16 protein-coding genes are annotated in these 22,147 nt (G+C 56.3%); all 16 read left to right on the forward strand.

The features are described from left to right. Positions 1-108 precede the first annotated feature (108 nt). The 16 genes from ACKTS9_RS16050 (at position 109) to tuf (ending at position 22,143) form a co-directional block, all read left to right on the forward strand. Positions 109-1,794 (forward strand): phospho-sugar mutase, encoded by a 1,686-nt coding sequence (locus ACKTS9_RS16050; RefSeq protein WP_349216435.1) that lies wholly within the window; start codon positions 109-111, stop codon positions 1,792-1,794. A 168-nt stretch (positions 1,795-1,962) separates the two neighbouring features. Continuing rightward, entirely contained in the window at positions 1,963-2,163 is a 201-nt protein-coding gene (gene rpmE / locus ACKTS9_RS16055; protein ID WP_349216434.1) for a 50S ribosomal protein L31, read from the forward strand. An 80-nt stretch (positions 2,164-2,243) separates the two neighbouring features. Further along, positions 2,244-2,864: an IMPACT family protein gene (locus ACKTS9_RS16060; RefSeq protein WP_349216433.1), complete on the forward strand. Its 621-nt coding sequence runs from the start codon at positions 2,244-2,246 to the stop codon at positions 2,862-2,864. A gap of 107 nt (positions 2,865-2,971) precedes the next feature. Then, positions 2,972-3,970, forward strand: coding sequence for a deoxyguanosinetriphosphate triphosphohydrolase (locus ACKTS9_RS16065; RefSeq protein ID WP_349216432.1), 999 nt, complete (start codon positions 2,972-2,974; stop codon positions 3,968-3,970). Positions 3,971-3,979: 9 nt separating this feature from the next. Beyond that, entirely contained in the window at positions 3,980-4,156 is a 177-nt protein-coding gene (locus tag ACKTS9_RS16070; RefSeq protein WP_349216431.1) for a DUF6440 family protein, read from the forward strand. Between the two features lie 33 nt (positions 4,157-4,189). Further along, the gene (gene dnaG / locus ACKTS9_RS16075) at positions 4,190-5,947 is read left to right on the forward strand and encodes a DNA primase (protein WP_349216430.1); all 1,758 of its coding nucleotides are present in this window, start codon (positions 4,190-4,192) and stop codon (positions 5,945-5,947) included. A 50-nt stretch (positions 5,948-5,997) separates the two neighbouring features. Next, complete coding sequence (gene rpoD, locus ACKTS9_RS16080; protein WP_349216452.1) at positions 5,998-7,086, forward strand: RNA polymerase sigma factor RpoD; 1,089 nt, start codon at positions 5,998-6,000, stop codon at positions 7,084-7,086. 55 nt (positions 7,087-7,141) lie between these two features. Continuing rightward, positions 7,142-8,467, forward strand: coding sequence for an MATE family efflux transporter (locus ACKTS9_RS16085; RefSeq protein ID WP_349216429.1), 1,326 nt, complete (start codon positions 7,142-7,144; stop codon positions 8,465-8,467). A 100-nt stretch (positions 8,468-8,567) separates the two neighbouring features. Further along, positions 8,568-8,978, forward strand: coding sequence for an RrF2 family transcriptional regulator (locus ACKTS9_RS16090; RefSeq protein WP_349216428.1), 411 nt, complete (start codon positions 8,568-8,570; stop codon positions 8,976-8,978). Positions 8,979-9,230: 252 nt separating this feature from the next. Further along, the gene (gene rpoB / locus ACKTS9_RS16095; protein WP_407881804.1) at positions 9,231-12,947 is read left to right on the forward strand and encodes a DNA-directed RNA polymerase subunit beta; all 3,717 of its coding nucleotides are present in this window, start codon (positions 9,231-9,233) and stop codon (positions 12,945-12,947) included. Between the two features lie 83 nt (positions 12,948-13,030). Continuing rightward, the gene (gene rpoC / locus ACKTS9_RS16100) at positions 13,031-16,594 is read left to right on the forward strand and encodes a DNA-directed RNA polymerase subunit beta' (RefSeq protein WP_407881805.1); all 3,564 of its coding nucleotides are present in this window, start codon (positions 13,031-13,033) and stop codon (positions 16,592-16,594) included. Between the two features lie 55 nt (positions 16,595-16,649). Continuing rightward, positions 16,650-17,426, forward strand: a complete 777-nt coding sequence (locus ACKTS9_RS16105; protein WP_407881806.1) for an HAD-IIB family hydrolase — start codon at positions 16,650-16,652, stop codon at positions 17,424-17,426. A gap of 202 nt (positions 17,427-17,628) precedes the next feature. Next, complete coding sequence (gene rpsL, locus ACKTS9_RS16110) at positions 17,629-18,054, forward strand: 30S ribosomal protein S12 (RefSeq protein ID WP_407881807.1); 426 nt, start codon at positions 17,629-17,631, stop codon at positions 18,052-18,054. Between the two features lie 130 nt (positions 18,055-18,184). After that, the gene (gene rpsG / locus ACKTS9_RS16115; RefSeq protein ID WP_349216423.1) at positions 18,185-18,655 is read left to right on the forward strand and encodes a 30S ribosomal protein S7; all 471 of its coding nucleotides are present in this window, start codon (positions 18,185-18,187) and stop codon (positions 18,653-18,655) included. 27 nt (positions 18,656-18,682) lie between these two features. Then, a complete protein-coding gene (fusA, locus tag ACKTS9_RS16120; RefSeq protein ID WP_349216422.1) occupies positions 18,683-20,809 on the forward strand; it encodes an elongation factor G in 2,127 nt (708 codons plus the stop codon). 131 nt (positions 20,810-20,940) lie between these two features. Further along, positions 20,941-22,143: an elongation factor Tu gene (gene tuf / locus ACKTS9_RS16125; RefSeq protein WP_349216421.1), complete on the forward strand. Its 1,203-nt coding sequence runs from the start codon at positions 20,941-20,943 to the stop codon at positions 22,141-22,143. Positions 22,144-22,147: the final 4 nt, after the last annotated feature.

A 22,147-nucleotide genomic window follows, 5' to 3' on the forward strand; every position in this document is an offset into this window, starting at 1 on the left:
TTTCAGCCTTTTTACACAAGAGTGAATTGACATTACACGGGGAAAAGTTTATCATTTAAACAGGTCAATGAGACCTGTGCAAATGTTGAGAAAGCGGGGTATAGAAACATGGAATACAAAGCCGAGTATGAGCGCTGGCTTGCCGCGGACCTGGAAGATAAAGATCTTCGCCCGGAGCTGCTGAGCATTCAGGGCATGGATGAAGAGATCAAGGACCGTTTTGCGGTGAAGCTTGCCTTTGGCACCGCCGGCCTGCGCGGCGTTTTGGGCGCGGGCACCAACCGCATGAATATTTATGTTGTTCGTCAGGCCACACAGGGTCTGGCCAACTGGGTCAAAACACAGGGCGGCACACAGACTGTGGCCATCAGTTATGACAGCCGGATCAAAAGCGATGTGTTCGCCAGAGAGGCGGCCTGTGTGCTGGCTGCAAACGGTGTTCACGTGCGCATTTACAAGGCGCTGATGCCGGTTCCTGCGCTGAGCTTTGCCACACGGTATTATCATTGCAACGCGGGCGTCATGGTCACTGCCAGCCACAACCCCTCCAAGTACAACGGCTACAAAGCGTACGGCCCGGATGGATGCCAGCTGACCGATGAGGCGGCCGACATCGTGTACAACGAAATTCAGAAGATCGACGTGCTCAACGGCGCGGCGACCATGAGCTTTGAAGAGGGCCTGGAGAGCGGTCTGGTTCAGTATGTGGAAGATGCCTGCTACGAAGCTCTGTACGAGGCCATCAAGAGCCGCAGCGTGCGGCCCGGTTTGTGCAAAACGGCAGGCTTGAAGCTGGTTTACAGCCCGCTGAACGGTTCCGGTCTGGTGCCGGTGACCCGTGTGCTGAACGACATCGGCATTACCGACATCACCATTGTGCCTGAACAGAAAGATCCGGATGGCAACTTCCCCACCTGCCCCTATCCCAACCCCGAGATTCGTGAGGCTCTGGCATTGGGCCTGGAACTGGCCGAGAAAGAGGGCGCGGACCTGATGCTGGCCACCGATCCCGACGCGGACCGCGTGGGCATTGCGGTGCGCTGCAAGGATGGAAGCTATCAGCTGCTGAGCGGCAATGAGGTCGGCGTGCTGCTGCTGGATTATATCTGCAAAGGCCGCATTGAGAACGGAACCATGCCCGAGAATCCCGTGTGCGTGAAATCCATTGTATCCACGCCGCTGGCGGACGTGGTGGCAGCGCATTACGGCGTGGAGTGCCGCAATGTTCTGACGGGCTTCAAATGGATCGGCGATCAGATTGCAAGCCTGGAAGCGGCCGGCGAGGTGGAGCGCTTTATCTTCGGGTTTGAAGAGAGCTACGGATATCTTGCAGGCAGCTATGTGCGCGACAAAGACGCGGTGATCGGCTCCATGCTCATTTGTGAGATGGCCGCTTATTATCGCAGCATCGGTTCTTCCATCAAAGAGGAACTGGAGCGCATTTACGCAGAGTATGGCCGTTATCTGAACAAGGTCAACAGCTACGAGTTCCCGGGGCTGTCCGGCATGGAGACGATGGCCGGCATCATGTCCCGCCTGCGCGAGAACCCGCCGAAAGAATTCGCGGGCTATCCGGTGATCAAGGTGGCGGACTATAAAAAGCCGGAGGAGACGGGCCTGCCCGCTGCCAATGTGCTGATTTATTCCCTGGAGGGTGGCGCTACCGTGGTGGTGCGTCCTTCCGGTACAGAGCCGAAGATCAAAACCTATTTCACCACGCTGGGCAAAGACCTGGCGGAAGCAGAGGCTCAGCAGAAAGCACTGGCGGCGGCAGTGGAGCCGATGCTGAAATAAGGCTTGCACTTTTTGAAAAAGTGTGGTATAGTATTTGAGCAATCGTTCCGACGGCTGCTCCATACGCACAGGATGGCGTATGCTGGTAGCCTCCATTGAAGGTTGTGATTGGGCGCATGTATCGAGCATGGCCCCTGAAAGATCAAAACCAGAAAGAGGTGAACCTGAATGAAAGAAGGAATCCATCCGAAGTACCAGGAATGTGTGATCACCTGCGCTTGCGGCAATACGATTCACACTCGTTCCACGAAGCCGGAGATTCACGTTGAGGTGTGCAACAAATGCCATCCCTTCTACACCGGCAAGCAGAAACTGGTCGATACCGGCGGACGCGTGGACCGCTTCAAAAAGCGTTTCAACCTGGACTAATAGCGAACTTGCAAAGGGCGGTTTTACGACCGCCCTTTGTTTTGTTGTCTGAACTCCTTTGGAAAAAGAGGTGCGGCAAGATGGAAGAATACCGGACCATTGAGGGAACGGCCACCGCGGAAATCGAAGAGAAGCGATCGAAATTTCTCTCCAGAATCTCCTTTGCAGACACGGAAGAGAAGGCGCTGGCGGTGTTGAATGAGGTGCGTGCCCAGCACCGGACTGCGAATCATAACGTGTATGCGTACGTCCTGCGGGACGGTATGCGCACCCGATATTCCGATGACGGTGAGCCCGCGAAAACAAGCGGACTTCCCACCTTGGAAGCCATTCGTCATGCGGGGCTGGTGGACTGCATTGTGGTGACCACCCGTTATTTTGGCGGCACGCTTTTAGGAACCGGCGGCCTGGTGAGAGCTTATACGGCGGCTGCGGCCGCAGCGATTTCCCGGGCAAAGGTCCTGTGCGTACGCGTGTGCGTGCGGGGCGTGTGGACCGTGGATTATCCGCTGTATGAGACGGCGGTGAAATTGCTGACAGAACAGGGTGCCCGCCTGGAAGAGGCACAATTTACGGACAAAGTGGCGCTTCCCTTTGTGATGCTTGCGGGCACGGAAGAGGGGTTGCTGCCCAAGGTGCAGCAACTGTGCCGGGGCAGTGCGGAGATTCAGATTTCAAAACCGTATCATGCGCCTTTTTAGATTTTTGTGCGCCGAAACAAAAAATTTACAAAAATCACAAGGGAAATCGCGCCTTTCTGTCGTATAGAGTATATGAAACACCTTTTTCGCGGCAAGGAGGCTGAAATATGACGGTGCGTGAACGGACGGAAGAAATCGAGCGGATGACGCTGTCTCCTTATGCGTCGCTGAGCGAGAACAGCCGCGGGCGAGAAAAGCCCGAGGAAGAATGCCCGGTGCGCACCTGCTATCAGCGGGATCGGGACCGCGTCATCCACTGCAAGGCGTTTCGTCGGCTGAAGCAGAAAACGCAGGTGTTCCTCTCGCCGGAGGGAGATCACTACAGAACGCGGCTGACACATACGCTGGAGGTCAGCCAGATTGCCCGGACCATTGCCCGTGCGCTGCGCCTGAATGAGGATTTGACCGAGGCCATCGCGCTGGCGCACGATTTGGGACATACGCCGTTCGGCCATGCAGGCGAACGGGCGCTGAACCGTTTGTGCCCGGGCGGGTTCAAGCATTACGAGCAAAGCGTGCGTGTGGTGACCCGTCTGGAAAAAGGCGGCAAGGGCCTGAATCTGACATGGGAAGTGCGCAATGGCATTGTGTGCCATACCAAAGGGGCCTGGGCGGCTACGCGGGAAGGGCAGATCGTGCGCTATGCGGACCACATCGCCTACATGAACCATGATATAGAGGATGCGGTGGAAGCCGGTGTTCTCCGGAATGAGGATCTTCCCAAAGAGATCACCCGGGTGCTGGGAGACACAAAGTCCCGGCGCATCACCACCATGATCTGTTCCATGATCGATCACGGTGCGGAAACCATCGGTATGGACAGTGAAGTGGCCGGCGCCTATGAAGCGCTGCACGATTTTATGTACAGCACAGTATATGTGGACCGGGTGGCAAAGCGCGAGGAAAAAAAGGTGGACAAGCTCATTGAGGAACTGTACAACTATTTCCGGGAGCATCCCACCCATATGCCGCAGGACTATTTGTACATTGTTTGGAACGAAGGGGCGGACCGCGCCGTGACCGATTATATTTCCGGCATGAGCGACGAATATGCGACGCGCACGTTCGAAGAATTGTTCGTGCCCCAGAAGTGGCATGTGCTTTGAGGAGGAAAGATGGACGAAAAGCGATTTGAAGTGATTTACAAGCAGGCGGTCTCTTTCAGCACAGAAGTGCGCATTCTGCGGGATCGGGAGACCGGCGTTCAGTACCTGATCAACTGGACCGGCCAGGGCGGCGGAATCACACCGCTGCTTGGAGCTGACGGAAAACCGGTGGTCTCCTTTGACTGAGCGAGATTGGGACCGGATGGGAGGTGACGGGCTGTGATCCCCCATGAATACATAGAGGAACTGGTGCAGCGCAGCGACATTGTGGATGTGGTGCAAAGCTATGTGCAGCTTCGTCACCGCGGGCGCACACACACCGGGCTGTGCCCGTTTCACAACGAAAAAACACCGTCTTTTGTGGTGTATCCGGAGACGCAGTCGTTCTACTGCTTCGGATGCGGCACGGGCGGCGATGTGATCACGTTCATCAAAAAAATCAACAATGTGGACTATGTGGAGGCGGTGAAGACGCTGGCGTCCCGGGCGGGAATGCCCCTGCCGGACGAGGATGACAAAACCGGGCGGCTGCGCAGCCGTGTGCTGTCCATCAACAAAGACGCGGCGCGCTTTTTTGTGGAGTGTCTTCAAAGTGAGGAAGGTCGTGACGCGCGTCGATACTGGGTGGAAAAGCGGGGCCTTTCCCCCAAGACCATTACCCGATTTGGATTGGGTTATGCGCCGGACGGCTTCAACCGCATGCGCGATCATCTGCGAAAGCTGGGATACAGCGAGGAGGAGATGCTTGCCAGCGGTGTGGTGCGCAAAAGTGAGCGCGGCAGCCTGTACGATATGTTCCGCAACCGGGTCATGATCCCCATCATTGATCTGCGGGGCAATGTGATTGCCTTCAGCGGGCGGGATTTCACTTCGGAAAAACCGCAGCGCAAATACGTCAACAGTCCGGAAACCATCGTGTACAAAAAAAGCCGGACCCTGTTTGCCATGAATCTGGCCAAGAAGTCCGCTTCCCGAAGATATATTTTATGTGAGGGAAATCTGGATGCGATCTCCATGCATCAGGCGGGATTCGATACGGCAGTGGCAGGCTGCGGCACCGCTCTTACGTCGGAGCAGGTAAAGCTGATCGGCGATTACGCGGATGAAGTGGTGCTCTGCTTTGATTCGGATGAGGCGGGCCAGAAGGCCACAGCCAGAGCCATTCGGCTGTTTTCCGCGTCCAACGTGAAGGTTTCCGTTTTGAATATCCCAGATGCAAAAGACCCGGATGAGTACATTAAAAAGTTTGGTGCTGACCGGTTTGAAATGCTTTTGAACGGGTCGGCCAATGCCATCGAATACGCTTTGCAGAAGGCGCGGGCAAATTATGACATTGCCACGCCGGATGGAAGAGTGGGGTATCTGAAAGACGCAATTGCCGTTCTGGCCGGGAACGTGTCCGCCACGGAGCGGGATGTTTATGCAGGGCGTCTTTCGCAGGAGACCGATGTGGCGAAACCGGCGATTTTGAATCAGCTGGAGTCTGCGATTCGCGCCCGGAACCGCCGCCAGCAGCAGGAGCGGGAAAAGCGTCTGCTGGAAGAAGGTGCGGCTGGCCGGGTAAAGGTTTCTTTTTCGCAGGGCGGTCAAAAAGCGCTGGGCGTGGCATTTGCGCAGCAGCAGCTGGTGGCGGCGCTGCTGAAAGAACCGTCGTACGTGCCGCTGGCGGCGGCGCGGGTGAAGCCGGAGGCGTTTTTGGATGAGGGCCTGGGACAGGCCTACGCACTGGTGGTTCAGCGGGTGCAGAACGGGGAGAATGTGGATGTGGCATCGTTGTCCGGAGAGATACCAGAAGCGACACTGGCGCTGATCAGCCGTGTGCTGGCACAGAACTATGACGTGGGCTTCTCCCGCCAGGACGTGGAGATGTATCTGGACCGCATTGAACACAGCGTGCCGGAGTCCAGCCGGGCCGCACAGAAAACGGCGGACGAACTGGCGGATTACCTGCAGGCACTGAAGGATAAAAAAGGATAGAACGCACGCCAAGAACATATATTAGATTGAATAAGAATAAGGGAGTCATTATGGGAGAGAAGAAAAACATCATTTTGAACCTGGTGGAACAGGGCAAACGCGCCGGCAAGGTCACGACCAAAGAAATCAACGATACGCTGGAAGAGATGGGCTTCGAGGTGGAGCTGGTGGACAAGCTCTACGAGACGCTGGAAGCCAATAACATCGAGATTGTGGAAGAACCGGACGCGGACGCTGAGGAATTTACGCTCACCGAAGACACGGTGGATGTGCTGGAATCTGCGCTGACGGCTGAGGGCGTTTCCATCGACGACCCGGTCAAGGTATACCTGAAAGAGATCGGCCGTGTTCCGCTGCTCAGCCCGGAAGAAGAGATCGATCTGGCCATTAAGATTCAAAGCGGCGGCCCGGATGGCGAAAAGGCCAAACAGCGCCTTTCGGAGGCCAACCTCCGTCTGGTGGTGTCCATCGCCAAACGTTATGTGGGGCGCGGAATGCAGTTCCTGGATCTGATTCAGGAGGGCAACCTGGGCCTGATCAAGGCCGTTGAAAAATTCGACCACACCAAGGGCTTTAAATTCTCTACCTATGCCACTTGGTGGATCCGGCAGGCCATCACCCGCGCGATTGCGGATCAGGCCCGCACCATCCGTATTCCGGTGCATATGGTGGAAACCATCAACAAGGTGAAAAAGGTTTCCAGCCAGTTGCTGCACCGCAACGGCCATGAGCCCACTGCGGACGAAATTGCGCTGGAGCTGGATATGCCGGTGGACAAAGTGCGCGAGATCATGCGTGTTGCTCAGGAGCCGGTCAGTCTGGAGACGCCCATCGGTGAGGAAGAGGACAGCCATTTGGGAGATTTCATTCCCGATGAGGATGCTCCGGTTCCGGCTGAGGCAGCCAGTCACACGCTTCTGCGGGAACAGTTGGGCGATGTGCTGAAAAGCCTGACGCCCCGTGAGGAAAAAGTCCTGCGCCTTCGTTTTGGTCTGGAGGACGGCCGTCCCCGCACCTTGGAAGAGGTGGGCAAGGAGTTCAATGTCACCCGTGAACGCATTCGTCAGATCGAGGCCAAGGCTCTGCGCAAGCTGCGGCATCCCTCCCGCTCCAAAAAGCTGCGTGACTTCCTGGATTAAAACTGAAAAAATAAAAGTGGGCCTTCGGGGCCCACTTTTTTGAGGAGGAGACGTTGTGGCGACGGATATGACACAGGGGCGCGTGATGCGTCCGCTGATCCGCTTTACGCTGCCTTTGGTTCTGGCCAATGTGTTCCAGCTGACGTACAATGCGGCCGATGCGGTGATCGTGGGGCGGTTCGTCGGCAAAGAAGCGCTGGCGGCTGTGGGAGCCGCCGGCCCGGTGGTCAACATCATCACTTTTCTGGTGGTGGGCGCCTGCCTGGGGGCGGGCGTTTTGATGAGCGAATTTTTCGGGGCGCAGGACCGGGAGACACTGCGCTGCGAAATCGGCACCTCGCTGACGGCAGGCCTTGGGTTTACGCTGGTGCTGGCGCTGCTCTGCGGCGGTCTGGCGGGCCCGCTGCTTCGGTTGACCAGAGTGCCGGAGAGCCTGCTGCCATCGGCGGCACTGTATTTGCAAATTGTGTGCGCTGCGCTTCCGTTCACGTTTTTGTACAATCTTTTTGCCAGCGCGCTGCGCGCGGTGGGGGATTCCCGAACACCGCTGTTTTTTGTGGCTGCATCCGCTTGTGCCAACATCGTGGTGGACTATGTGTTCGTAGCGGTTTTGGGCATGGGGGTGGAAGGCGCGGCGCTGGCCACGGCACTGGCCATGACGTTCAGCGGCGTACTGTGCGTTTCGTATGTGTGGCTGCGCATTCCGCTGCTCCGTCCGGGCCGCGCGCAGCTTTTCCCGCGGCGGGATCTTTTGCGCAGGACCGTCGGATACAGCTGGGTGACGGCGTTGCAGCAAGCGGCGCTGTACATTGGAAAACTGCTGGTGCAAAGCTGCGTCAACACCCTGGGTGTGGATACCATCGCTGCGTTCAATGCGGTGAATCGTGTGGATGATTTTGCATATACGCCGCAGCAAAACATTGCGCATGCCATGACCACGTTTATTGCACAGAACCGCGGAGCCGGCAAAACAGAGCGCATTGAACGGGGGTTCCGTGCGGGTGCGGTGCTGGAAGCTGCGTACTGGGCGGTTCTGGCGCTGATTGTTTTGGCGTCGGCCCGGGGGATCATGGGGCTTTTCGTGCCGGATGATGCAGCCGTGGTGGAGATGGGAACAAAATATCTGCATTGGATGGCGTTGTTCTATCTTCTGCCGGCCTGCACCAACTGGATTCAGGGGTATTTTCGCGGCATGGGCGATTTGAAGGTCACGCTGTTCTCCACGTCGATTCAAATGCTGGGCAGGGTGATTTTCACCTTCCTGCTGGCGCCGGGTTTTGGCATTGAGGGCATTGCTTTTGCGCAGCTGGGCGGCTGGCTGGTCATGCTGGCGTATGAAGTGCCTGTGCTGGTGCATGCCAGACGGTCCCGTGGGGTATAAGTGTGGACTTTGTGAAAAAAAGCGCGGTCGCTTGACAAATGCTGCGCTTTTTTTTATGATTAAAGTTAATTGATACAGTATAGTTAAAGGAGTGGCATCATTGCATATTACGCAGGAATCGGATTACGCGATTCGCATTGTGTATTGTCTGGCCAAAAGTGGCACCCGGCGGGACGCCCGCAGCATCAGTGAGGAGATGTGCGTCACGCTTCGTTTCTCCTTAAAAATTCTCGGAAAACTGGCTGCCAACGGAATCGTAAACAGCTACAAAGGAAACCGGGGCGGCTACGAATTGGCAAATCCGCCTGCCCAGGTGAGCCTGAAAGACGTGATCAACGCGGTGGAAGGACCATATCATCTGTCCAGATGCACCCAGGACGGAGTGTGCAACCGCGGCGCATCGGGCGTCTGTACGTTTCAGCAGGTATTTCGAAAGCTGAGCGACGAGATCAATGAAAAATTACAGAAGGTCAATTTCCAGATGCTTTTGGACGGCGATGTTGACTTCTGAATGCGTAAAACCACACACGGCGCCTTGTGTGCCAAGTGTGGTTTTTTCGTCACTTTTTTTCAAAAAGCACCTTGACGGCTTGTGTTTTGTGGGGTATAATGCTTAAATGTATCATAATGGCTTAGTGTGCACCATGTGAACAAAAATGGCGAAAATATTTGTGCAAAACGCCAAAAAACATGGGTCGGACAGGCCGTTTATGCGCATTTTGTAAGCCCTGTAACGTTGGAGAAAGAGGAGTGGTCGTACATTATGGTGAAAGTCAAGCCCGTACAACTTGGCAGAACCGAGCGCATGAGCTTTTCCAAGATCGATGAAGTCATCGATATGCCGAACCTGATCGAGGTTCAGAAAAACTCATATCAGTGGTTCCTGGACAAAGGCCTGAAGGAGGTCTTCCGTGATATTTCCACGATCGAGGACTACACTGGAAACCTTGTGCTGGACTTCATCGATTACCGCCTGGATTCCCAGCCCAAATACAGCATCAAAGAGTGCAAGGAACGCGACGCCACCTATGCCGCTCCTCTGCGCGTGACAGCGCGCCTGCTGAACAAGGAGACGGGCGAGGTGAAAGAGCAGGAGATCTTCATGGGAGATTTCCCGCTGATGACCGACTCCGGCACGTTTTTGTACAACGGCGCCGAGCGCGTGATCGTGTCTCAGCTGGTTCGCAGCCCGGGCGTGTATTTCGGCAAAAGTTATGACAAGACCGGCAAGGAGCTGTTTACGGCAACCATGAACCCCAACCGGGGCGCATGGCTGGAGTATGAGACCGATGCCAATGACGTATTCTACGTCCGCATTGATAAAAACCGCAAGATCCCTGTGACCGTGCTGATTCGTGCACTGGGCCTGGGCGAGGATCAGAAGATCCGCGATTTCTTCGGTGACGATGAGCGTATCGAGGCCACACTGGCCAAAGACCCCACCAAGAGCGAGGAAGAGGGCCTGCTGGAAACCTATCGCAAACTGCGTCCGGGTGAGCCCCCCACAGTGGAGAGCGCGTCCAGCCATTTGAACGGACTGTTCTTTGATCCGCGCCGGTATGATCTGTCCCGGTTCGGACGCTATAAAATGAACAAGAAGCTGGCCATCGGCCGGCGTATTGCGGGCCAGATTGCCGCCCGTGATATCATCGCTCCCCTGACGGGCGAGCTGCTGGCTGCCGCTGGCGAGAAGATCACCATGGAGACCGCCATGGCGGCTGAGCGCGCCGGCGTGAGTGTGGTCTATGTGACTGTGGATGAAAAAGAAGTGAAGGTCATTTCCAACGGCACGGTCAACGCCAATGACTTCTTCTCCTTCGACACAGCGGAGTGCGGCATTGACGAGCGCGTCAACTTTGCCGAGGTATGTGCCATCCTGGATGAGACCAGCGACGTGGAAGAGCAGAAAGCGCTGATCGTGAAAAACCACGACAAGCTGATCGCAAAAACGGTCACGGTGGATGATATCTTCTCTTCCATCAACTATCTGAACGGTCTGGCGCACGGCATCGGCACCACCGATGACATCGACCATTTGGGCAACCGCCGCATTCGCAGCGTAGGCGAATTGCTGCAGAACCAGTTCCGGATCGGCTTCTCCCGTATGGAGCGTGTGATCCGCGAGCGCATGACGCTGCAGGCGCAGGACATGGAAGTTGTCACGCCGCAGTCTCTCATCAACATTCGTCCCGTGGTGGCGGCGATCAAGGAATTCTTTGGTTCTTCTCCGCTGAGCCAGTTCATGGATCAGAACAACCCGCTGGCAGAGCTGACGCACAAGCGCCGTCTGTCCGCACTGGGCCCGGGCGGCTTGTCCCGTGACCGCGCCGGATTCGAGGTCCGCGACGTTCACTACTCGCATTACGGCCGCATGTGCCCCATCGAGACGCCTGAGGGACCGAACATCGGTCTGATCTCCTATCTGGCCACTTTTGCGAAGATCAACGAGTACGGCTTTATTGAGGCGCCGTATCGCCGCATCGACAAAGAGCGCGGCGTTGTCACGGATGAAGTGGTCTATATGACCGCCGACGAAGAGGACGAGTACATTGTTGCGCAGGCCAACGAGCCGATGGACGACGAAGGCCACTTTATGCGCGATCGTGTATCCTGCCGTTACCGCGATGAGATCATCGAGGTTGACAAGAGCCGTCCGGACTTCATGGACGTCTCGCCGAAGATGGTGGTCTCTGTGGCTACCGCAATGATCCCCTTCCTGGAGAACGACGACGCCAACCGTGCGCTGATGGGCTCCAACATGCAGCGTCAGGCAGTACCCCTGCTGGTCACGGAGCAGCCCATTGTGGCAACCGGTATGGAATACAAAGCGGCCTGCGACTCCGGTGTGTGTGTTCTGGCCAAAAACGACGGTGTGGTTGAGAAAGTGACTGCCGATAAGATCATCGTGCGCACCTCCAAGACCACCACTGACGAGTATGAGCTCATCAAGTTCATGCGTTCCAACCAGGGCACCTGCATCAACCAGCGCCCCATCGTCAACAAAGGCGACGAGGTCAAAAAAGGTGACGTTCTGGCAGACGGTCCCGCGACCAAGAACGGTGAGATCTCTCTGGGCAAAAACGCGCTGATCGGTTTCATGACCTGGGAAGGTTACAACTACGAGGACGCCGTTCTGATCAACGAGAAGATCGTTCGTGAAGACGTTTATACCTCCATCCACATTGAGGAGTATGAGATCGAGAGCCGCGAGACGAAACTCGGACCCGAGGAGATCACCCGCGACATCCCCAACGTGGGTGAGGAAGCGCTGAAAGATCTGGACGAGCGCGGCATTATCCGCATTGGTGCGGAAGTTTCTGCCGGCGACATTCTGGTCGGTAAGGTAACACCCAAAGGCGAGACCGAGCTGACCGCGGAAGAGCGCCTGCTGCGCGCCATCTTCGGCGAGAAGGCACGCGAGGTGCGTGATACCTCTCTGCGTGTGCCTCATGGTGAGTACGGCATCATTGTGGATGTCAAAGTGTTCACTCCTGAAAACTGCGACGAACTGCAGCCCGGCGTGCGCCAGGTGGTCCGCTGCTACATCGCCCAGAAGCGCAAGATCAGCGTAGGCGATAAGATGGCCGGCCGTCACGGCAACAAAGGTGTTGTGTCCCGCATTCTGCCGCAGGAGGATATGCCCTTCCTGGAGGACGGCACGCCGCTGGATATCGTGCTGAACCCGCTGGGCGTTCCGTCCCGTATGAACATCGGTCAGGTGCTGGAGGTCCATTTGGGCTATGCTGCTGCCGCCCTCGGCTGGAAAGTGATGACGCCGGTCTTCGACGGCGCGCACGAGTCTGATATTCGCGAAATGTTCCGCATGGCGGGCAAGAGCGAAGACGGCAAGAGCGTTGTGTACGACGGCCGCACCGGCGAGAAGTTCGATAACCCTGTTACCGTGGGTTACATGTATTATTTGAAACTGCATCATCTGGTCGACGATAAGATCCACGCCCGTTCTACCGGTCCGTACAGTCTGGTCACCCAGCAGCCTCTGGGCGGCAAGGCTCAGTTCGGCGGTCAGCGTTTCGGCGAGATGGAGGTTTGGGCTCTGGAAGCGTACGGCGCTGCTTACACGCTGCAGGAGATCCTGACCGTCAAATCGGACGACGTGGTGGGCCGTGTCAAGACCTATGAGGCCATTGTCAAAGGTCAGCCTGTGCCGCAGCCGGGTATCCCCGAGGCGTTCCGCGTGCTGATGAAAGAGCTGCAGAGCCTTGGCCTGGATGTTCGCGTGCAGGATGTGGACGGCAACGAAATCGACATCAAGCAGACCTATGACGAAGACGAAATGGGCTTTGATGGTGCAGATCTCGCCATCGGCGACGACGTGGTCGTGGAAGGCGAACTGAACGACGATTACAGCATTGAGGACGCACCGGAAGACGCGGGCCTCGACATTGAACCCGACGACTCTCTTTTTGCAGACGACGGTCTGTTCGGCCTTTCTGACGATGGGCTGAGCGACGGAGAGTAAGTCCAAGACGCATCCCCCCGCCGCCGCGCACCGCGCGGGCGGGGGAGACTCACCAAATTCAAGAGAAAGAAAGGGTTCGTTTCATGGAATTCAACGCTTTTGATTCGATCAAAATTGGCCTTGCTTCTCCGGATCAGATCCGCAACTGGAGCTACGGTGAAGTCAAGAAACCCGAGACCATCAACTACCGCACTCTGAAACCGGAACGGGACGGCCTGTTTTGCGAACGCATTTTTGGACCGACCAAGGACTGGGAGTGCCACTGCGGCAAATATAAGCGCATTCGTTACAAAGGCAAGATCTGCGACCGCTGCGGCGTAGAAGTTACGCGCGCAAAAGTGCGTCGTGAGCGCATGGGTCACATTGAACTGGCCGCGCCGGTTTCCCACATCTGGTACTTCAAGGGCATTCCTTCCCGCATCGGCCTGATGCTGGACATCAGCCCCCGTCTGCTGGAAAAAGTGCTTTACTTTGCAGCGTACATCGTCACCGATCCGGGCTTCACTCCGCTGGAAGAAAAACAGCTGCTCACCGAAAAAGAGTATCGTGAGATGCTGGAGCGCTACGAGGACGAGTTCAAGGCGAGCATGGGCGCCGAGGCCATTCAGGAACTGCTGGCGAAGATCGATCTGGAAAAGCTCTCTGCCGAGCTGAAAGAAGAGCTGGAGAACGCCAGCGGCCAGAAGCGCATTCGCCTGCTCAAGCGCCTGGAAGTTGTGGAAGCTTTCCGCGTGTCCGGCAATCGCCCCGAGTGGATGATCATGAATGTCATCCCCGTGATCCCGCCCGACATTCGCCCCATGGTTCAGCTGGACGGCGGCCGTTTTGCCACCTCCGACCTGAACGATTTGTATCGCCGCGTCATCAACCGGAACAACCGTTTGAAACGCCTGCTGGAGCTGGGTGCGCCTGATATCATCGTGCGCAACGAGAAGCGCATGCTGCAGGAGGCGGTGGACGCGCTGATCGACAACGGCCGTCGCGGCCGTCCGGTCACCGGCCCCAATAACCGCCCGCTGAAGAGCCTGTCCGACATGCTGAAAGGCAAGCAGGGACGTTTCCGTCAGAACCTGCTGGGCAAGCGCGTAGACTATTCCGGCCGTTCCGTAATCGTGGTCGGACCGGAACTGAAAATGTATCAGTGCGGTCTGCCCAAGGAGATGGCTCTGGAGCTGTTCAAACCCTTTGTCATGAAGGACCTGGTGGAGAAAGGCATTGCCAACAACATCAAGTCTGCCCGCAAAATGGTCGAGCGCACCCGCACCGAGGTGTGGGATTCTCTGGAGACGGTCATCAAAGGCCATCCCGTTATGCTGAACCGTGCGCCTACGCTGCACCGTCTGGGCATCCAGGCTTTTGAGCCGGTGCTGGTCGAAGGCCGCGCCATCAAGCTGCATCCTCTGGTCTGCACCGCGTTCAACGCGGACTTCGACGGCGACCAGATGGCTGTTCACGTACCTCTGTCTGTGGAAGCACAGCGCGAGGCCCGTATGCTGATGCTGGCTTCCGGCAACCTGTTGAAACCGGCCGACGGCAAACCTGTTACGGTCCCGACGCAGGACATGGTTCTGGGCAGCTATTACCTGACGATGGTCAACGACGGCGACAAGGGCGAGGGCAAGATCTTCCGCGATGAGAACGAGGCCATCATGGCATATCAGGAAGGCATTGTCACCCTGCAGGCGAAAATCAAGGTGCGCCGCACCATGGAGATCGACGGGCAGGAATGCAGCCGCATTGTGGATACCACTGTGGGCCGCATCATCTTCAACCAGCCGGTTCCCCAGGATCTGGGATTCGTGGATCGCACCTCCGATGAGGATAAGTTCCGCTATGAGGTCGAGTTCCTGGTCACCAAAAAGACGCTGGGCAAAATCATCGACCGCTGCATCCATGTGCACGGTACGGCCATCACTGCCGAGATGCTGGACCGCATCAAAGCGCAGGGCTATAAATACTCCACCAAAGCTGCGGTCACCGTCGCTGTCTGCGACGCCGTGATCCCGCCGCAGAAGAAAGAACTTCTGGCCACTGCTGAGGAGCAGATCACCAAGATCACCAAGCAGTACAATAAGGGCTTGATTTCCAACGATGAACGCTACAACAGCGTCATCAAAGTCTGGAGCAAGACCACTGAGGATGTGGCCACTGCCCTTCAGAAAAACCTGGATGCGCACAACCCCATCTTCATGATGGCGGATTCCGGTGCCCGTGGTTCCATGGCGCAGATCCGTCAGCTGGCCGGTATGCGCGGCCTGATTGCCAATACCTCCGGTAAGACCATCGAGATTCCTATCCGTGCGAACTACCGTGAGGGCCTGAACATTCTGGAATATTTCATCGCCGGTAAGGGCGCCCGAAAAGGCTTGGCCGACACCGCTCTTCGTACGGCGGACTCCGGTTACCTGACCCGCCGTCTGGTAGACGTTTCTCAGGATGTTATCATTCGCGAAGAGGACTGCGGTGCCACCCATGGCATTATGATCTCCGATATTCGCGAAGGCAACGAGATGATCGAAAAGCTGGAGGAGCGTCTGCAGGGCCGCTTCACGGTCAATGACGTGCTGGATCCCGCCACAGGTGAGGTTCTGGTTTCCAAGGACAAGATGATGACCGAGGACGACGCCAAGAAAATCGTGGCCGCAGGCATCAAGGAAGTGGAGATCCGCAGCGTTCTGTGCTGCGACGCCCGTCACGGCGTGTGCTGCAAGTGCTACGGCGCGAACCTGGCCAACGGCGAACTGGTCGGCCTGGGCGAGGCTGTCGGCATCATCGCGGCGCAGTCCATCGGTGAGCCGGGCACCCAGCTGACCATGCGTACGTTCCATACCGGCGGTATCGCATCGGCGGAAGATATCACGCAAGGTCTGCCCCGTGTTGAAGAGCTGTTCGAGGCACGCCGCCCGAAGAATCTGGCAATCATGACCGAGATCGCGGGTGTGGCGCACATCGACGACACCAAGAAAAACCGCCATGTTGTGGTGGAAGGTGTGGATGAGAACGGCGCTCCCAGCGAGAAGAACTATCTGATTCCCTTCGGCCAGCGCATTCGCGTGGCGGACGGCGATCAGCTGGAGAAAGGCGACATCCTGACCGAGGGCTTTGCCTATCCGCAGGATATCCTGGCCATCAAAGGCCCCATCGCTGTGCAGAACTATCTGATCAGCGAAGTTCAGAAGGTCTACCGCCTGCAGGGCGTTGATATCTGCGACAAGCACATCGAGGTCATCGTGCTTCAGATGATGCGCAAGATCCGCGTGGAAGACGCCGGAAGCACCGGCTTGATCAGCGCCACGGTTGTGGACAAATCCGAATTCCGCGACGCCAACGAGAAAGTCGCCGCACGCATGGCGGAAGGCGAAGAGGACTTGCGGTTCGCCACTGGTTCCAGCGTCCTGCTGGGTATCACCAAAGCTTCTCTGGCAACCGATTCCTTCCTGTCTGCCGCATCGTTCCAGGAGACCACGCGCGTGCTGACCGATGCCGCGATCAAGGGCAAGGTCGACCCGCTGATGGGCCTGAAAGAGAACGTTATCATCGGCAAGCTGATTCCCGCAGGCACGGGCATCCCCGAGGTCGAATCTGCTCTGGCAGCACGCGATCCGCGCAATGTAGAGCCTACGGTGGAAGAACTGGCCAACGAGTAAGAAACCGAGAAAGAGGGGGCTTGACCCCCTCTTTCCTTTATGAGAGGTGCTTTTCATGCGTGATTTTGAATCCATCACTTCCGGGGAAGCGCGTTCGGTACGGTATGTGCTGTGTGATATTGATGACACCATTACCACAGATGGCAAACTGACCGCCCGCGCTTACAGTGCGCTGTGGGATCTCCATGAAGCGGGCATCCGTGTTATTCCCGTAACGGGCCGCCCGGCCGGATGGTGCGACCTGATCGTCCGGCAGTGGCCGGTTTATGCGGTGATCGGCGAGAATGGTGCGTTTGTCTACTACCTGAAAGAAGGGCATAAGCGGGTGTTTTTGCACCCATCGGTCGCGACCGGAGATGTACAGGGACGGCTGGAACAGGTGAAGCAGGCGTGCCTGAAAGGGGTGCCCGGCTGCCGCGTCTCCGGAGATCAGTTCGCACGCATTTACGATGTGGCCATTGACTTCAATGAGGAGCCGCCTTACCTGGGCCTGGCTGCAGCAGAGCAGATCCGGGACATTTGCGTGAAGATGGGAGCGCAGACGAAAATCAGTTCCATTCATGTCAATACCTGGTACGGCGATTACGATAAAGTCAGCATGGCAAAACTGTTTCTGCAGGAGACGGGGGAGACAGACCCGCGGGAATCCGTCCTGTTTTTTGGCGATTCCCCCAACGACGAGCCCATGTTCGGTTATTTTCCAATGAGCTGCGCAGTGGCGAACATCGCACCGTTTTTGGAAAAGCTTTCCCACAAACCGACGTTTCTTGCAGGACAGCAGTCCGGCGCGGGCTTTGCGCAGTGTGTAAAAACACTTCTTGCACGGCGCTGAGCGTCAACGAAAGTATGTGCTGTAGAAAACAGCAAAAAAGTTTGGCAAAATGCTGAAATTTTCTCTGTTTTTCTGTTGACAGAACGGGCTTTACCCTTTAAAATAGAATTGCTGCGCCAAGGCGGCAGCATGTCCATTTTTTGGTTGCAAGCGGGTTCCCGCTGCAATAATAAATTTGATATTTTGAGAAAGGAGGAAAATTATGCCTACTTTTAACCAGCTCGTGCGCAAAGGCCGTGAGGTGCTTGTCCAGAAGTCCACTGCTCCTGCTCTGCTGAAGTCCTACAACTCTCAGAAGAAAGCGTATTTGGACGCGAACAGCCCGCAAAAACGTGGCGTCTGCACTGCAGTTCGTACCATGACCCCGAAAAAGCCGAACTCTGCTCTGCGTAAAGTTGCCCGTGTGCGTCTGTCCAACGGCATCGAAGTCACCTCTTATATCCCGGGCGAAGGCCACAACCTTCAGGAACACAGCGTTGTTCTGATCCGCGGCGGCCGTGTGAGGGACCTGCCTGGTGTTCGTTATCACATCATCCGTGGTACGCTGGACACCCAGGGTGTTGCCAACCGCAAACAGGCCCGTTCCAAATACGGTGCAAAGCGCCCCAAGGCCGGCGCCAAGAAGTAAAAAACACCTTTTAAAAAGTACAATCGCCGCATAAAAGGCTTTTCAGATAGATCTGCCTTTTCCGTGGCCGTACAGGAGTTCATTACTTTTGAGTACCGATGATATCATTTTATGAAGGAGGGAAGATAAGATGCCCAGAAGAGGTAATGTTGCAAAGCGTGACGTTTTGGCTGATCCTTTGTACAATTCCAAAATGGTGACCCGCCTGATCAACAACATCATGTATGATGGCAAGAAAGGCGTGGCCCAGAAAATCGTTTACGACGCTTTCGAGATCGTGAAGGAGAAAACCGGCAACGATCCCCTGGAAGCGTTTGAGAAAGCACTGGAGAACATCATGCCTGTGCTGGAGTGCAAATCCCGCCGTGTCGGCGGTGCCAACTATCAGGTTCCCATGGAGGTGCGTCCTGCCCGCCGCGAGACTTTGGGTCTGCGCTGGCTGACCACTTACTCCCGTACCCGCAGCGAGCGCACCATGTGCGAGCGCCTGGCCGGTGAGATCATGGATGCCTGCAACGGCAACGGCGGCGCCTGCAAAAAGCGCGAGGATACGCACAAGATGGCCGAGGCCAACAAGGCTTTCGCACACTACAGATATTAATCTGTGTCAACACTTTAGGAGGAAACTATGCCTAGAGACGTTTCTTTGGAAATGACCAGAAACATCGGCATCATGGCTCACATCGACGCGGGCAAAACCACCACCACCGAGCGTATCCTGTTCTACACAGGCATCAATCACAAGATTGGTGAGACGCACGACGGTGCCGCTACGATGGACTGGATGGCGCAGGAGCAGGAGCGTGGTATCACCATCACCTCTGCTGCGACCACCTGCTACTGGAGCCACACCGAGTTTCAGAACGACCCGGCCAAAGCCAAAAAGAACAGACACAGAATCAACATCATCGACACCCCGGGCCACGTGGACTTTACCGTTGAGGTAGAGCGCAGCCTGCGCGTTCTGGACGGCTCTGTGACCGTTATGTGCGCAAAGGGTGGCGTTGAGCCGCAGTCTGAGACTGTTTGGCATCAGGCCAACAAATACCATGTCCCCCGCATGATCTACGTCAACAAGATGGACATCATGGGCGCGGATTTCTATCACGTGCTGGACATGATTAAAGACCGCTTGAAAGCGAACGCGGTGCCTCTCCAGCTGCCCATCGGCAAAGAGGAGACCTTCAAAGGCATCATCGATTTGCTGGAGATGCAGGCCTATGTGTACTACGATGACCTGGGCAAGGACATCCGCGTGGAGCCGATCCCCGAGGATATGATGGACCTGGCCACCGAGTATCACGACAAACTCATCGAAGCCGTTGCTGAAAGCGACGAAGAGCTGATGATGAAGTACCTGGACGGCGAAGAGCTGACCATCCCCGAGATGAAGAAAGCGATCCGTAAGGAGACCATCGCCAACACCATCGTTCCGGTGGTTTGCGGTACTTCCTATAAGAATAAAGGCGTGCAGAAACTGCTCGACGCCATTGTGGACTACATGCCGGCTCCGACCGACATCGAGGACATCAAGGGCGTGAACCCGGAGACCGGCGAAGAAGAGAGCCGTCCTTCTGACGACAATGCTCCTCTGGCTGCGCTGGCGTTCAAGATTGCCACCGACCCGTTTGTGGGCAAACTGGCATTCTTCCGTGTATACTCCGGTATCGCGAAAGCGGGTACCACGGTTTACAACTCCGTGAAGGACCAGAACGAGCGTCTGGGCCGCATCCTGCAGATGCATGCGAACCACCGCAAAGATATTGAAGAGTGCTACGCGGGCGATATCGCCGCTGCGGTTGGTCTGAAAAACACCACCACGGGCGATACTCTGTGCGACGAGAAGCACCCTATCATTCTGGAGAGCATGGAGTTTCCCGAGCCTGTTATCCGCGTTGCCATCGAGCCCAAGACCAAAGCTGGTCAGGAGAAGATGGGCATTGCGCTGGCGAAACTGGCGGAAGAGGACCCCACCTTCCGTACCTATACGGATGAGGAGACTGGCCAGACCATCATTGCCGGCATGGGCGAGCTGCACCTGGAGATCATCGTTGACCGTCTGCTGCGTGAATTCAAGGTAGAGGCCAACGTGGGCGCTCCGCAGGTTGCCTACCGTGAGACCATTCGCCGTGCGGCTGATCAGGATACCAAGTATGCTCGTCAGTCCGGCGGTAAAGGCCAGTATGGTCATGTTAAGATCAAAATCGAGCCGAATGAGCAGGGCAAGGGATACGAGTTCATCAATGCCATCGTTGGTGGCGCGATCCCCAAAGAGTTCATCGGACCGATCGATCAGGGTATTCAGGGCGCTATGCAGGCTGGTGTGCTTGCTGGCTATCCCGTTGTGGATGTTAAGGTCACTTTGTACGACGGTTCTTATCACGAGGTCGACTCTTCGGAGATGGCCTTTAAGATCGCCGGTTCCATGGCTTTCAAAGAGGCCATGCGCAAAGCCGATCCTGTCATTCTCGAGCCCATCATGAAAGTGGCTGTCATTGTTCCCGATGAGTATATGGGCGATGTTATCGGCGACGTCAACGCTCGCCGCGGCCAGATTCAGGGCACCGAGGCGCGCAGCGGTTCTCAGCAGATCGACGCTCTGGTCCCGCTGTCCAACATGTTCGGTTACGCCACCGACCTGCGCAGCAAAACGCAGGGCCGTGGACAGTATTCCATGGAGCCCAGCCACTACGCGGAAGTGCCCAAGAGCATTGCCGAGAGCATTATGGCGGGCCGGGCTAAGTCCAACGACTAATGCCTTTTGTACAGCAAACCGATCACTGTTGGTCGGTTTGGCTGTACACGAATAAAATACTTGATTTTTTAGGGCTGATTTAGTACAATTGCCTTAAGAAACGGGTCTTATTAAAAAGGAGGATAATTCCAATGGCTAAAGCTAAATTTGAGCGTTCCAAACCCCATGTTAACATTGGTACCATCGGCCACGTTGACCATGGTAAAACCACTCTGACTGCTGCTATCACGAAAGTGCTGGCTATGAAAGGCGACGCTGAGTTCACCGATTATGCCAACATCGATAAAGCTCCTGAGGAGCGCGAGCGCGGCATTACGATCAACACTGCTCACGTTGAGTATGAGACCGATACCCGTCACTATGCCCACGTTGACTGCCCGGGCCATGCTGACTATGTTAAAAACATGATCACCGGTGCTGCTCAGATGGACGGCGCTATCCTGGTTGTTTCTTCTGCTGACGGCCCCATGCCCCAGACTCGTGAGCACATCCTGCTGTCCCGTCAGGTCGGCGTGCCCTATATCGTTGTGTTCATGAACAAAGTGGACCAGGTTGACGATCCCGAGCTGCTGGATCTGGTCGAGATGGAGATCCGCGATCTGCTGACCGAGTACGATTTCCCCGGCGACGACACCCCCATCATCAAAGGTTCTGCTCTGCAGGTTCTGGAGTCCAGCAGCACCGACATCAATGCTCCTGAGTACAAATGCATCCTGGAGCTGATGGACGCTGTTGACAGCTATATCCCCACTCCGGAGCGCGACGACGCGAAACCCTTCCTGATGCCTGTTGAGGACGTGTTCACCATCACTGGCCGTGGCACCGTTGCTACCGGTCGTGTTGAGCGCGGCATGGTCAAGGTCGGCGAAGAGGTTGAGATCGTTGGTCTGGCTGACGAGAAGAAGAAGACCACTATCACTGGTCTGGAGATGTTCCGCAAGCTGCTGGACTTCGCTGAGGCTGGCGACAACGTTGGCGCTCTGCTGCGTGGTATTCAGCGCACCGAGATCGAGCGTGGTCAGGTTTTGGCGAAACCGGGCACCATTCACCCGCACACCAAATTCCAGGGCCAGGTTTACATCCTGAAAAAGGATGAGGGCGGCCGTCACACTCCGTTCTTCAACAACTATCGTCCGCAGTTCTATTTCCGTACCACCGACGTGACCGGTGTCATCACTCTGCCCGAAGGCACTGAGATGTGCATGCCCGGCGATAACGTCACCATGGACGTTGAGCTGATCACCCCGATCGCTATCGAGGAAGGTCTGCGCTTCGCTATCCGTGAGGGCGGCCGTACGGTTGGTTCCGGCGTTGTTTCCAAGATCAACGAGTAATTTA

Source organism: Owariibacterium komagatae, assembly GCF_045865535.1.
Lineage (GTDB): Bacteria > Bacillota > Clostridia > Oscillospirales > Ruminococcaceae > Ruthenibacterium > Ruthenibacterium komagatae.

What these genes read in the sequence shown, in the direction of transcription:
- ACKTS9_RS16050 (WP_349216435.1), top strand. Translation starts at nt 109, where the DNA reads ATGGAATACAAAGCCGAGTATGAGCGCTGGCTTGCCGCGGACCTGGAA.
- ACKTS9_RS16105 (WP_407881806.1), top strand. Translation starts at nt 16,650, where the DNA reads ATGCGTGATTTTGAATCCATCACTTCCGGGGAAGCGCGTTCGGTACGG.
- tuf (WP_349216421.1), top strand. Translation starts at nt 20,941, where the DNA reads ATGGCTAAAGCTAAATTTGAGCGTTCCAAACCCCATGTTAACATTGGT.
- rpsL (WP_407881807.1), top strand. Translation starts at nt 17,629, where the DNA reads ATGCCTACTTTTAACCAGCTCGTGCGCAAAGGCCGTGAGGTGCTTGTC.
- rpmE (WP_349216434.1), top strand. Translation starts at nt 1,963, where the DNA reads ATGAAAGAAGGAATCCATCCGAAGTACCAGGAATGTGTGATCACCTGC.
- ACKTS9_RS16065 (WP_349216432.1), top strand. Translation starts at nt 2,972, where the DNA reads ATGACGGTGCGTGAACGGACGGAAGAAATCGAGCGGATGACGCTGTCT.
- fusA (WP_349216422.1), top strand. Translation starts at nt 18,683, where the DNA reads ATGCCTAGAGACGTTTCTTTGGAAATGACCAGAAACATCGGCATCATG.
- ACKTS9_RS16070 (WP_349216431.1), top strand. Translation starts at nt 3,980, where the DNA reads ATGGACGAAAAGCGATTTGAAGTGATTTACAAGCAGGCGGTCTCTTTC.
- rpoB (WP_407881804.1), top strand. Translation starts at nt 9,231, where the DNA reads ATGGTGAAAGTCAAGCCCGTACAACTTGGCAGAACCGAGCGCATGAGC.
- rpsG (WP_349216423.1), top strand. Translation starts at nt 18,185, where the DNA reads ATGCCCAGAAGAGGTAATGTTGCAAAGCGTGACGTTTTGGCTGATCCT.
- ACKTS9_RS16060 (WP_349216433.1), top strand. Translation starts at nt 2,244, where the DNA reads ATGGAAGAATACCGGACCATTGAGGGAACGGCCACCGCGGAAATCGAA.
- rpoD (WP_349216452.1), top strand. Translation starts at nt 5,998, where the DNA reads ATGGGAGAGAAGAAAAACATCATTTTGAACCTGGTGGAACAGGGCAAA.
- rpoC (WP_407881805.1), top strand. Translation starts at nt 13,031, where the DNA reads ATGGAATTCAACGCTTTTGATTCGATCAAAATTGGCCTTGCTTCTCCG.